At 40.3% G+C, this 12289-nt stretch carries 16 protein-coding genes and 1 pseudogene; 14 read left to right on the plus strand and 3 right to left on the minus strand.

Going from position 1 to position 12289, the window contains the following annotated elements; genetic code table 11:
- The 10 genes from nifE to V7K48_RS26320 all read left to right on the plus strand — a co-directional run bounded on the left by nifE (position 1) and on the right by V7K48_RS26320 (position 6925).
- Positions 1 to 1380: a nitrogenase iron-molybdenum cofactor biosynthesis protein NifE gene (gene nifE, locus V7K48_RS26275; RefSeq protein ID WP_334970820.1), complete on the plus strand. Its 1380-nt coding sequence runs from the start codon at positions 1 to 3 to the stop codon at positions 1378 to 1380.
- A 156-nt stretch (positions 1381 to 1536) separates the two neighbouring features.
- Positions 1537 to 2862 (plus strand): nitrogenase iron-molybdenum cofactor biosynthesis protein NifN, encoded by a 1326-nt coding sequence (gene nifN / locus V7K48_RS26280; RefSeq protein WP_335076839.1) that lies wholly within the window; start codon positions 1537 to 1539, stop codon positions 2860 to 2862.
- Positions 2863 to 2962: 100 nt separating this feature from the next.
- A complete protein-coding gene (gene nifX / locus V7K48_RS26285; RefSeq protein WP_335076841.1) occupies positions 2963 to 3376 on the plus strand; it encodes a nitrogen fixation protein NifX in 414 nt (137 codons plus the stop codon).
- The gene (locus V7K48_RS26290) at positions 3373 to 3849 is read left to right on the plus strand and encodes a NifX-associated nitrogen fixation protein (RefSeq protein WP_334970814.1); all 477 of its coding nucleotides are present in this window, start codon (positions 3373 to 3375) and stop codon (positions 3847 to 3849) included. Before nifX ends, V7K48_RS26290 begins: the two co-directional genes overlap by 4 nt.
- Positions 3850 to 3991: 142 nt before the next feature.
- Positions 3992 to 4207: a CCE_0567 family metalloprotein gene (locus V7K48_RS26295; RefSeq protein WP_334735121.1), complete on the plus strand. Its 216-nt coding sequence runs from the start codon at positions 3992 to 3994 to the stop codon at positions 4205 to 4207.
- Positions 4204 to 4521, plus strand: coding sequence for a nitrogenase-stabilizing/protective protein NifW (nifW, locus tag V7K48_RS26300; RefSeq protein ID WP_335076844.1), 318 nt, complete (start codon positions 4204 to 4206; stop codon positions 4519 to 4521). Before V7K48_RS26295 ends, nifW begins: the two co-directional genes overlap by 4 nt.
- A gap of 10 nt (positions 4522 to 4531) precedes the next feature.
- Positions 4532 to 5335, plus strand: a complete 804-nt coding sequence (locus V7K48_RS26305; RefSeq protein WP_334970809.1) for a HesA/MoeB/ThiF family protein — start codon at positions 4532 to 4534, stop codon at positions 5333 to 5335.
- Between the two features lie 154 nt (positions 5336 to 5489).
- Entirely contained in the window at positions 5490 to 5864 is a 375-nt protein-coding gene (locus V7K48_RS26310) for an iron-sulfur cluster assembly accessory protein (protein WP_334827855.1), read from the plus strand.
- A gap of 405 nt (positions 5865 to 6269) precedes the next feature.
- The gene (locus tag V7K48_RS26315; RefSeq protein WP_335076846.1) at positions 6270 to 6569 is read left to right on the plus strand and encodes a 2Fe-2S iron-sulfur cluster-binding protein; all 300 of its coding nucleotides are present in this window, start codon (positions 6270 to 6272) and stop codon (positions 6567 to 6569) included.
- Between the two features lie 104 nt (positions 6570 to 6673).
- Positions 6674 to 6925 carry a FeoA family protein gene (locus V7K48_RS26320; RefSeq protein WP_335076848.1) on the plus strand — a complete coding sequence of 84 codons (252 nt, stop codon included), beginning with the start codon at positions 6674 to 6676 and terminating at the stop codon, positions 6923 to 6925.
- 150 nt (positions 6926 to 7075) lie between these two features.
- On the opposite strand, the gene V7K48_RS26325 is transcribed toward V7K48_RS26320, so the two are convergent.
- Positions 7076 to 7285 carry a TOBE domain-containing protein gene (locus V7K48_RS26325; RefSeq protein ID WP_335076850.1) on the minus strand — a complete coding sequence of 70 codons (210 nt, stop codon included), beginning with the start codon at positions 7283 to 7285 and terminating at the stop codon, positions 7076 to 7078.
- Positions 7286 to 8218: 933 nt separating this feature from the next.
- Here V7K48_RS26325 and V7K48_RS26330 point away from each other — a divergent pair.
- From V7K48_RS26330 to V7K48_RS26340, 3 genes are read left to right on the plus strand one after another with little or no spacing between them, the layout of a single operon-like run.
- Positions 8219 to 8707, plus strand: a complete 489-nt coding sequence (locus V7K48_RS26330) for an ankyrin repeat domain-containing protein (protein WP_335076852.1) — start codon at positions 8219 to 8221, stop codon at positions 8705 to 8707.
- Positions 8670 to 9980 carry a nitroreductase family protein gene (locus tag V7K48_RS26335; RefSeq protein WP_335076854.1) on the plus strand — a complete coding sequence of 437 codons (1311 nt, stop codon included), beginning with the start codon at positions 8670 to 8672 and terminating at the stop codon, positions 9978 to 9980. Before V7K48_RS26330 ends, V7K48_RS26335 begins: the two co-directional genes overlap by 38 nt.
- 18 nt (positions 9981 to 9998) lie before the next feature.
- The gene (locus V7K48_RS26340; RefSeq protein WP_298918566.1) at positions 9999 to 10373 is read left to right on the plus strand and encodes a hypothetical protein; all 375 of its coding nucleotides are present in this window, start codon (positions 9999 to 10001) and stop codon (positions 10371 to 10373) included.
- Positions 10374 to 10406: 33 nt separating this feature from the next.
- Here V7K48_RS26340 and V7K48_RS26345 read toward each other — a convergent pair whose 3' ends face one another.
- Positions 10407 to 10877 (minus strand): hydrogenase maturation protease, encoded by a 471-nt coding sequence (locus V7K48_RS26345; RefSeq protein WP_335076856.1) that lies wholly within the window; start codon positions 10875 to 10877, stop codon positions 10407 to 10409.
- Positions 10878 to 10975: 98 nt separating this feature from the next.
- Between V7K48_RS26345 and V7K48_RS26355 the strand changes: the two are divergent.
- Positions 10976 to 11719, plus strand: a pseudogene (locus V7K48_RS26355) (GNAT family N-acetyltransferase).
- 67 nt (positions 11720 to 11786) lie between these two features.
- Here V7K48_RS26355 and V7K48_RS26360 read toward each other — a convergent pair.
- Entirely contained in the window at positions 11787 to 12209 is a 423-nt protein-coding gene (locus V7K48_RS26360; protein WP_335076862.1) for a hypothetical protein, read from the minus strand.
- Positions 12210 to 12289 lie beyond the last annotated feature (80 nt).

Here is a 12289-nt window from a genome sequence, read left to right on the forward strand (position 1 = left end):
ATGAAAATCACCCAAGGCAAAATCAACGAGCTGCTCACTGAGACAGGATGCGAGCATAATGAGCACAAACAATCCGAAAAGAAAAACAAGTCATGCGCCCAACAGGCACAACCTGGCGCAGCTCAAGGGGGCTGCGCCTTTGATGGTGCAATGATTGCCCTAGTGCCGATCGCAGATGCTGCTCATTTAGTCCACGGGCCGATCGCCTGTGCTGGTAATTCCTGGGGCAGTCGTGGTAGTCTTTCTTCTGGCCCTCAACTCTACAAAATGGGCTTTACCACTGACTTGGGTGAAAATGATGTCATCTTCGGTGGCGAAAAGAAGCTCTATAAAGCGATTCTGGAACTCAAAGAGCGTTACCAACCAGCAGCAGTATTCGTTTACGCTACCTGTGTTACTGCCCTAATTGGTGATGATATTGATGCTGTCTGCAAAGCGGCAGCTGAAAAAATCGGTACTCCTGTTATTCCCGTCATTGCACCAGGATTCATTGGCAGTAAAAATCTCGGCAACCGTTTTGGTGGTGAATCTTTGTTGGAATATGTTGTCGGCACAGCAGAACCGGAACAGACAACGCCCTATGATATTAACTTAATCGGTGAATACAATATCGCCGGGGAAATGTGGGGAGTAACACCACTGTTAGAAAAATTAGGCATCCGTATTTTATCTAAGATTACGGGCGATGCTCGCTACAATGAAATTCGCTACGCCCACCGTGCCAAGCTCAACGTCATGATCTGCTCACGAGCGTTGCTCAACATGGCGAGAAAGATGGAGGAGCGTTACAACATCCCTTACATTGAAGAGTCTTTCTACGGCATCGATGATATGAATCGTTGTCTGCGAAATATCGCTGCTAAATTAGGCGACGCTGATTTACAAAAGCGTACAGAAAAGCTAATTGCAGAAGAAACGGCTGCTCTAGATTTGGCACTGGCTCCCTATCGCGCTCGACTCAAAGATAAGCGGGTCGTATTGTATACTGGTGGTGTCAAGAGTTGGTCGATTATCTCGGCGGCTAAGGACTTGGGGATTGAAGTTGTTGCTACCAGTACTAGAAAAAGTACTGAGGAAGATAAAGCCAAAATCAAGAAGTTGCTTGGCAACGATGGCATCATGTTGGAGAAGGGCAACGCTAAAGAATTGCTACAAGTGGTTAAAGACACTCGTGCAGATATGCTGATTGCTGGTGGTCGCAACCAATACACCGCTCTGAAAGCTCGAATTCCTTTCCTTGATATCAACCAAGAACGTCACCATCCCTATGCAGGTTATGTAGGGATGATTGAGATGGCGCGGGAACTGTATGAAGCTCTGTATAGCCCAATTTGGGAGCAAATACGTAAGCCCGCTCCTTGGGACGAGGAGGCAGTTTAATGGTGGCTGTACCCCGCTCCCAGGCTTTGCCTGGGAACGCATTCCGGAAGGTTCTGCCTTCTTTTTAAAGCAGATGAGGCGGAGCCTCACTGTTAGCATTCCCCGGCAGAGCCAGGGAATGAGAAAGTCCGCCCTGTGAAATGAGGAGGTATTGTAATGGCGATCGTCACTGTTTCTAACAAATCACTGACAGTCAATCCCCTCAAGCAAAGTCAAGCTTTGGGTGCAACCTTAGCATTTTTGGGATTGAAAGGGACGATGCCTTTATTCCACGGTTCTCAAGGTTGTACTGCTTTCGCTAAAGTTGTGCTGGTGCGACATTTTCGGGAAGCGATTCCCCTGGCTACAACAGCGATGACGGAAGTCACTACTATCTTGGGTGGCGAAGAGAATGTGGAACAAGCAATTCTAACTCTGGTGGAAAAGGCTAACCCGGAAATTATTGGTTTATGCACCACGGGATTAACTGAAACCAGAGGGGATGACATCGAGGGTTTTCTCAAAGCAATCCGCGATCGCCACCCAGAATTGAATGATTTAGCGATCATTTTTGCACCCACCCCAGATTTTAAAGGTGCGTTACAAGATGGCTTTGCTGTTGCTGTGGAAAGCATAGTTAAGGAAATTCCTCAACCAGGTGGAGTCAGAACTGAACAAGTCACGATTTTAGCTGGTTCAGCCTTTACACCTGGGGATGTACAAGAAATCAAAGAGATAGTCACAGCCTTTGGACTAGTGCCAATCTTTGTACCTGACCTTGGCGCTTCTCTAGATGGACACTTAGAGGATACTTATAGCGCGGTTACAGTCAGTGGGACTACCTTAAAACAGCTACGAGAAGTAGGTAGTTCTGCTTTCACCCTGGCATTGGGTGAAAGTATGCGAGATGCGGCTAAAATTTTGTCAAAACGGTTTGGCACACCTTATGAGGTGTTTGGCGAACTGACTGGATTAGAACCTGTAGATGAGTTTCTACAAGCATTAGCGATTCTGAGTGGTAACACCGTACCCAAAAAATATCGCCGCCAACGCCGTCAGTTGCAAGATGCGATGTTGGACACTCACTTTTACTTCGGTGCAAAACGAGTTTCCCTAGCACTTGAACCTGATTTGCTGTGGTCAACAGTGCATTTCCTGCAATCGATGGGAGCGCAAATTCATGCGGCAGTGACAACAACGCGATCGCCTCTGTTGGAAAAACTCCCGGTTAAAAGCGTGACAATTGGTGATTTGGAAGACTTTGAGAGCCTGGTAGACGGTTCTGATTTGCTGATTGGTAACTCGAATGTAAATGCGATCGCTAAACGGCTCTCAATTCCTCTTTATCGTCAAGGATTGCCCATTTATGACCGCTTAGGTAATGGTCAATTTACCAAGGTTGGCTATCGAGGCACGATGGAACTTGTGTATGGCATCGGCAACTTGTTTTTAGAACAAGAAGAATCATTAGTAGAGACGCGATTAATCGCATCTGTACAATGATTAATTGCGTCTGTACAATAGTCATTCGTCAGTAGTCACTAGTCATTAGCAACTGACAACTAACAATTGACAATTAACAACTGACAAAGGACAAACCACGATGAAGATTGCCTTTACGACAAGTGATGGAGTTCATATTAATACTCACTTTGGAGGGTCAGAACAAATTGATGTTTATGAAATTTCAAATGACGGATATCATTTTGTAGAAGCTCTCAAATTTGATTATGAAATCAAAGAGGAGAATAATGAGGGTAAACTCGCACCAAAAATTGAAGCATTAGCTGACTGCACAATTATTTATGTTTTAGCAATTGGTGGGAGCGCTGCGGCTCGGCTAATTAAGAAAGGTGTCACCCCAGTGAAGGCGCGATCGGAAGAAGACGAAATTAGTCAAGTGCTAAATAAGCTAGTAAAAACCCTCAAAGGGAATCCTCCACCTTGGTTGCGTAAAGCTTTACAGCAAAAACCCACAAATTTTGCCGATGAAGTTGAAAATGAAGCAACAGTATGACCACAAATAATAGTGTTAATGGAACTGCTACAACTGAAGTCTTGAACTCACCTTTCCTTAAGGTATTAATTAAACAAATCCGTGGTCAAGACAGTTATGGAGTTTATCGTAGTTGGTCGGATGAGTTAATTCTAAAACCCTTTATTGTCACCAAACAAAAGAAACGGGAAATCTCCATTGAGGGCGAAGTTGATCCGATAACTCAAGCTCGGATTATGGCATTTTTTCGAGCTGTAGCTGCTGGGATTGAACAGGAAACAGGTTTGATATCCCAAGTTGTGATTGATTTGAGCCATGAAGGATTTGGCTGGGCGCTAGTTTTTTCTGGTCGTCTTTTGCTAGCTGTGAAAACCTTGCGAGATGCTCAACGCTTTGGCTTTGACTCGCTGGATAAATTAGCAGAAGAGGGAGAAAACTACGTCAAAAAAGGCATTGATTTGGCGAATCGCTTTCCGGAAGTTGGCAAACTTTAACAAGTTAGGGGTGAGGAGTTAGGAGTTAGGAGTTAAGAGTTAATAATTAATCTTACTCTTAACTGATGATGCAAAATTTACAATTCCTAATTTATAACTTCTAACTTCTAACTCCTAACTTTCATAAAAGGAGTGGCTGATTGTGCAAGCAGAAGAAACAAGTATTGAGGAACTACAAGGACAAATCAGAAGGCTTAACAGCAAAGCAGGTCAAATGAAAATGGATCTGCATGATTTAGCTGAAGGTCTGCCAACAGATTACAAACAACTTATGGATGTTGCAGCTGCAACTTATGAAATCTTTCGCCAGTTAGATGAACTTAAGCAACATCTGAAAAAATTGGAGAATGCTAAATGACTGGAACTATTGATGAATTCAAGCACCTCGTAGATGCAGAAGAATTTTTTAAATTCTTTAACCTACCCTACGATTTAGAAGTTGTGAATGTAAATCGTCTACATATTCTGAAAAAGTTTTCTCAATATATCAAGGAAATTGATGATAATTCTTCTGACTGGAGTCAAGAAGAGAAATTAAATCAATATTCTTTGGCATTGCAGAAAGCCTATCAGGTATTTATCGAATCAACACCCCACGAACAAAAGCTGTTCAAGGTGTTTAACGACAAGCCGAAAAATGTAGTCACACTGACAGAAATCACTTCTGATTAGGAGGTATAAATTGGTTAACCTGATGCCTACCGAATTAGAACGCTATCGTCGCCAAATGATGCTGCCGAATTTTGGCGAAACAGCACAGAAGCGCCTGAAGTCAGCGACAGTTCTGGTTACAGGTGTGGGGGGATTAGGGGGTACAGCAGCGCTTTACTTAGCAGTAGCAGGCGTTGGGCGGCTAATCCTAGTCCGGGGTGGTGACTTGCGGCTGGATGATATGAATCGTCAGGTGCTCATGACGGATGATTGGGTAGGTAAGCCAAGGGTATTCAAAGCTAAAGAAACTCTGGACGCGATTAATCCTGATGTCCAAGTGGAAACTGTTCATGATTACATCACCCCAGAAAATGTAGATTCGTTAGTGCAGTCCGTTGATATGGCTCTTGATTGCGCCCACAATTTTACAGAGCGCAATTTGTTAAATGAAGCCTGTGTACGCTGGCGTAAGCCAATGGTGGAAGCCGCAATGGATGGGATGGAGGCTTACCTGACGACGATTATTCCTGGTGTGACTCCTTGTTTGTCTTGTCTGTTTCCAGAAAAGCCTGATTGGGATCGGCGCGGCTTTTCAGTTCTAGGCGCTGTCTCTGGGACACTAGCTTGTCTAACGGCACTGGAAGCAATCAAGTTGATCACCGGATTTAGTCAGCCTCTATTGTCGCAATTGTTGACAATCGATCTGAATCGGATGGAATTTGCTAAACGCCGTTCTCACCGTGATCGCTCTTGTCCAGTATGCGGTAATAGTGCGCCTTGGAGACACGCGCAATCCAATTCGATGGAACCCACGGGTATTGCACAAAATAGTTGATTTTTGTCATTAGTCATTAGTGAATAACAAAGGACAAAGGACAACTGACAAAGCAAAAAGTTTGAGCCGAGGCTTCCTCAGATCAAAACTTTTCAATAAAGTACAACCCACACCTGAAATCAGAACAACTAATCGCTACAAATCAGGAGACCTGATGACCGTTACTTTATCAGAAAAAGCAGAATTTCATCTTCAGGCATTGCTCGGAGGTTCTGCACCCGACGCTAATGGCGCAACTAAAGGTATCCGCATCTCTGTAAAAGATGGTGGTTGCAGTGGCCATGAATATGCAATGGATATCACCAGCAAGCCCCAACCAGATGATTTGGTAACCCAGCAAGGCAAAGTGCTGGTTTACGTTGATGCCAAAAGTGCGCCGTTATTAGAAGAAATTGTGGTTGACTTCGTTGAGGGAGTGATGGAAAGCGGTTTTAAGTTCACCAACCCCAATGCAACTGATAAATGCGGTGGTTGTGGAAAGTCCCTCAAAGCAGGCGACAGTAAGCCTACTGGTGTACCTTGCAGCTGACATCATTCCGTTAGGGCCAAGTCAAGCAATTTTGGATTTTGGATTGCTGATTTTGGATTGAAAGAGACCACTCTAGAAGAGTTGGGGCTTGAGGATTTGAAATTTTGGATAAAAGGATTTGTTCCGCCCACAAAATGTCGGAGCATGAACCGAAATAATTTTTAATTCTTCAATTCTTTAATCTAAAATCTAAAATCTAAAATCTAAAATTGGCATAGTCAATTGTAAAGGTTTCCCATAGACGCTCTTGAGGTTACTTCTAATTCGTGTTGCATCCCTTACTCCTATAGAGAAGCTGACTAAGCCTAGTATCTCCGTAAGAAGAAGGGAAGCAAAAAGTAGGATAGGTTGCTCAAAAACTTCGTAAATTAGACCAACTGTATAACATTTGAGGAGAATCGGAAAATGGCTACCTACCAAGTTAGATTAATTAACAAAAAAGAAGACCTCGACACCACAATTGAAGTTGACGAAGAGACTACCATCTTGGACGCAGCACACGATAACGATATTGACCTGCCGGCTTCTTGTCAAGCAGGTTCTTGCTCTAGTTGTGTTGGCAAGATCGTTGAAGGTGAAATTGATCAAGAAGATCAAAACTTCCTAGATGACGAGCAGATTTCTAAAGGATTCGCTCTACTTTGTGTCACTTATCCTCGTTCTAATTGCACAATTAAGACACATCAAGAACCCTATCTCGTCTAAACTATTACTTTGGTTGCTGCCTTTAGCAACTAAATAAAAAATGAAGGATGAAGGATGAAAATATACTTCATTCTTCCCTTCACAATTCCTAATTTATAATTCCAATGTTTACCCGCTTTAGTGTGACTGGCTGTTCATTAGAATTATTGAGAATGGGAGAGCGAGGAATCGTCAACTCCCGTAAAAGTCAGGATGAAACAATATTGAAAAACCTGATATCAATTGGGGTAATCCCAGGAACTACCATTACTTTAGAACAACACTTTCCCTCATTACTTATTAAAGTAGAAAATACATCTTTAATACTAGATATAGAAAGTGTCCACGCTATTTATGTCCGCATTATTGATAATTGAATTAATTAACATCTATTTAATATCCTATTGACCTCACTCCTTTCCTAGTTAATTGCAGGAGTGAGGTCACTCAATTTATAGATATGAATGCAATTTTGTACTAGAGATAGAGATAGATCTGCTCGCAAAAAAAGGCAACTTGCCTATTTTTTAATCAATAGCAACTATCACATCTGATGATTTTATCACAGCATAAGCCTGCTTACCTTCTACAAGTCCCAGCTTTTCTGCAGATGATTTAGTGATTATTGAGACTAACTCTACTCCTGGTGCTAGTTCTAAAGTTATCTCACTATTAATTGAACCATGTACAACTTTTTTTACAGTACCTTTGAAAGAATTACGAGCGCTAATTTCCATTTTTTGTCTGTATTTTACTTATACTTAAATAAACTAGCAAATTTTTGTTGAAAAAGGTAAATATTTGATATTTCTTAATAACTATCAGGAATATAAAGGAAATATTAGCGTCATATCTCTGTTTCATTAGATACAAGATTTAATAGAAAAATTATATCAAATTGGAGCATTTTCAGGTATTGATAGTTAAAAAGGTAGGCGTTTCATGTTTTAGATATTGCTAGGATTTAGTAACATCTGTGACTGACTAATAATCGGTTTTTTTTGAAATTAGGTAACTTAATTATTATTGGCTATTTTTCTAAATTCTTAGTTCTATTTGCTATCTGCTGTTAAGTTATTTCAGGAGATAAAATTGTAAAATATATTGCATTTTTAGGATATTTCAAAATTTATTCTGAGATATAGCTGGGGATCTTTAGAAACCATTCATAATTCAAACTTATCAGAGTGATAATATATAACTAAGCTAAATTGTTGCTAGTTAACTTAGTACTCGACCAACTCAAAATTGCTGGGTGAGGGTGTAAAGTAGGGAGTGGGGAAAGATTTATTTGTTTTACCAAACTTTTGAATAACTAACAAAGTTGCTTTGGTAAACTACTAAGAGGATGTTTTAAAAGTGGTTGGCTGTGATTTTAGGCACTTATTGCTCGCTCCTAGCCCACGCCAATTGCTCCACTTGGGGAGACCCTAAGACTGCGCTGGCTCCGCTTAAAAAGGGGGGAACCGGATCAAAGTCCCCCTTTATAAGGAGGATTTAGAGGGATCTAGAAAGTTTTCCTCTTCGCTTAAAGGACTTTTAAAACATTCTCTAAAGTTCAGCTTCTCATATAGGATTTTTAAATAATGGTGGGTAATGCCCACCATTAAGTTTTCCAAGCATAAATTTGCTTGGAAAGAAATTAGATTTGTGACATTTAAAGAACAATTATGAGTCAAGTAAGTAGGCAAGATTTGAGTGAAGCAACAAGCCAATGGCTAATAGCAAAAGGCTATAATCCAGGGGATTTAAATCAGCCAGGTGAAAATAACGATACAGCTTTGATGAAAGCTACAAGAGAGGGAGTTTATGCAGTCGTCAAAGAACTGATTAATGTTGGTGTGGATATTAATGCTCGAAATAGCGATCGCAATAATGCTTTGTGGTTTGCTTGTTTTGGTAATCACTATGATTTAATTAATTTACTGCTAGCTGTGAACATTAACATTGACAACCAAAATGATAACGGAGCAACTGTTTTAATGTATGCAGCATCAGCCGGAAAGACAGAAGTCGTCAAGTTACTTTTACCGCATCATCCTAACTTAGATTTAAAAAACTTAGACGACTATAAAGCTATTGATTTTGCAAGTAACGTCGAAGTTTTAAGGATACTTCAAAATGCCACAAAGTCAGATATCAGGGAAAGCTTATCATGACGCTACCAAGCATTCTTACTTATCTGTACAAATTGATCCAAATTATGTAGATGCCTCAACACAGCCATCTCCATTTAAAGTTTATCCCAAATTTTATCGGAGAGTGAAATTAAATCTCAATAATCCTGTTCATTCTTTTATCTCGTTAACCAGTACAATAACCCTGGAAAAAGTGTATAAAGATGGCCCATTAAAACTGCGAGTGAATCCATCAGCAGGCGCTTTATATCCCACAGAAGTTTACGTACAGGTTCGCGGTATTGAGGGAATAGTAGATGGTATATATCATCTAGAAGTTGAGAATAATTATCTAACACTCATCTGTGAATTAATTGATGATGGGTTAGAGAGTTATATTATACCGGGTAAAAGTATCAACGGATTCATCTTTTTAATTAGTTGTGTTTATTATAGGTCTAGCTGGAAATATCAAAATAGGAGCATGAGATATTGCTTGTTAGATAGCGGACACCATTTAGGTGCGTTCGCCTCTGGCGTGGCGAAGCCTCTCGCAGCTTCAGCTTTTCTCCACAACCGAGATATACAACTAATTTTCGACTTTGATAAACTCACTCTCAATTCAGATTTAGGATTTGAGAATAAAGAGTTTATCACTGCTTGTGCGGTGTCAGGAGAACTACAAGACAAGAAAATTAGACGCTTAAGGCTGAAAGTTCCTTTTGTCTGCGGTACTGATTATTTTGAATCTAATCGATTTATTGAAGATACCTACCAAGCAACTACTCTAGAAAAAAGTCGCCAGCAGAAATTAGAGTATCCTCAATTTGACTTTGACAAGGATAAATTTTATCAAACAGTTTGGAATAGACGTTCTATTAGACGTTTCCGGAAAGAGTCTATTTGTCAAGAAGATTATTTATATATAGTACAGCAACTTGAGCAATCAATACCGACAGAAAATTATGAGGAAATAGAAATTTACTCAGTGGTGCATCGAGTAGAGGGAATGACATCTGGGTTATATAAAGGTACGTATCTGGTTAAGACGGGTAATTTTAGTGAAAAGACAGGTTACTTATGCATTAATCAAGCTATTGCTAAAGATAGCGCTGTAACTTTATTTTTTGTGTCTGATTATTTAAATTATCAAACTGCTATGCAAATAGCTGGTTTTATAGGACAGAGACTTTATTTAACTAGTAATTATTTGGGAATTCAGTGTAGTGGAATAGGTGCTTATTATGATCATGAAACCCAGGAATTATTAGAAACAAATAAAGATGTACTTTATGGAATGGTAATTGGAATATAAGTAGGAAGCTAAAGAGAGATGCCTAGAAAGATGTATTACTGTAATGGTGATGACTCACATCCTATGCAACCGACATCGGCAGATATTATCCTGCGACAGCAACTAGAGGATTCTATTAGTAGATACTTTTATGAGGCTTGCGATCGCACGATTCAAAATCTTCTATCTAATTGTCGGTGGTATGTCACAACCCATGCAAATGCTCTGACATTGGTAATTGAATGTCCTGATCAAGTTACTAATTGGCGTATTTTGCAAAAAATAGTGCCAATGGGGACATTACTCTACGGAGTTGTCAGCAGTGCTAAAATCCGTGTTTGTCCGCCAGAGATTCAAGGCGTACCTTTTGAAATGAGGGTAGATGAACTTTCTGTTTATCGGGATTGGGCGTGATTCAATTTTGGATTTTAGATTTTGGATTTTGGATTAGTTAATATTCTGTTTGATAAGTGCAGCTACCTCTTCAAAAACCAAATCAGCAGAATGTTTGACAACAGGACTTAACTCCAGTCCAAAAGCCAGATTTGCTGCCTCAATTAAATAAACTGTCACGTCTTCGGGAAAGTCATTCTGAAATATTTTCCGTCCGGCGGCTAAAGCATTATCCCAACGAAAATCGTGCAAGTTATAACTAGGTTCTGGCAAAGCTTCCAGTTCTTTTCCTGGAACTTTAAACACAGCACCTGGTTCAGAATCAGTTGAACTTGCATCAATAATTACTAATTGTTTACTACCTCTAGCTTGAAACATTACTTCCATCCCTGCGGTGCCACAGTCATATACTCGCACATTAGGGTGAGGGATTTCAGCTAGATATTTTTGTAAGCGTTGGGCAATGATTACGCCTACTGCGTCGTCACTGCGATTGAGATTACCGCAACCGATAATAGTGAGCATAAAATGAGATTAAGGCTACACAAGCTTTTAGGCTTTTCTTAGTGCTATTCCACTAAGAATGGTTGAATAAATAGGTAGACATTTCTTGCCAGTTCTAAATGCAGAGAGTAGTTGAAGAAATATCATTAAAAGCATGGCCTGCTTTTGAAACTATCAACCATCGTGGTTGGCTAATGCGTTTTGCTGATGGCTACACCAAGCGAGCAAATTCAGTGACAGTTCTGGATGAAATTGGTTTAGACATTGAAGAAAAGATTACTTATTGCGAGTCCTAATATCGAGCGCGTAAACAAAACCCTATTTTCCGCTTGCTCTCATTCACTAACCCAGAGGTATTAGATGAACGGCTAGCCACAAGGGGATATCAACTAATTGAGCCATCCCTAGTCATGGGTCTAAGATTATCAGAGCGATCGCTTAATAACACATCTGTTATAAATCAGGAGACTTTGAATGATTGGTTGCTTACTTACCATAATTTGAAAACTTTAAAAGAGCAGCAATTAAGTACTCATCGGATGCTCTTGGCAGGAATACAGTCAGAAATCTTATTTGTGTCATTCAAGCAAGATGAAGAAATTGTTGCCTGTGGGATAGGTGTTTTAGAAAGCGGTTATTTAGGCATTTTTGACCTTGTTACGAGTCCGATGCAAAGACGGCGCGGCTATGCCACAGCAATTATTCAGGGTTTGCTTCAATGGGGTATTGATAAAGGAGCTTACTTTTCTTATATACAAGTAGTGAAAGCAAATATTCCAGCTTGCAACCTGTATGAAAAACTCGGCTATCAACCAATGTATGAGTATTGGTATCGAGTAAGCTGTAGATCAGACAATCAGTAGTGACTGAAACAGAGGCTTTGACTAATAATACAGACAAAGCCTCTGAAAATAATTTATCAGCAGGAAACTAGAAATCTACACCATGTTTCTTGGCAATTTCAGTAAGTTTCTCTGACTGATGTTGCGATGCTTTAGTCAAGAGTTCTTCAGCTTGTTCTCTAGTACTTCCCTCTTTAGGAATTAAATACTTGACATAAAGAGATACAAAATCGGCAGCGATCGCTAAACCGGATAGAGCATGTTTGTCAGCTTCCTTACCAGCGATCGCAGCTACTAGACCTGCTCTAATTGGGTCTGGTTTAACTTTCATGAACTGATCGACAAGTTTAGGGACGTATTCTGCTGGCGGCAAATTATTTAACTTACTTCTATCTGGAGTAAAGTTACATTCTGCGGCTTTGGCTTGCTCTAAAACACACCATTCTATGTATTCTTGCAATGCTGCATCGGGAACGCGAGGGAGATATTCGTGTAGCGCTAAATCAGACACAAGCTTACCCTGTAAATTTCTATTTTGTTGAAGTGAATTAAGGCCAGCCTAACGCACTGTTTCTATAAGTTTTAGTGTGT

It is taken from the genome of Nostoc sp., assembly GCF_036919615.1.
Taxonomy (GTDB): Bacteria; Cyanobacteriota; Cyanobacteriia; order Cyanobacteriales; family Nostocaceae; genus Nostoc.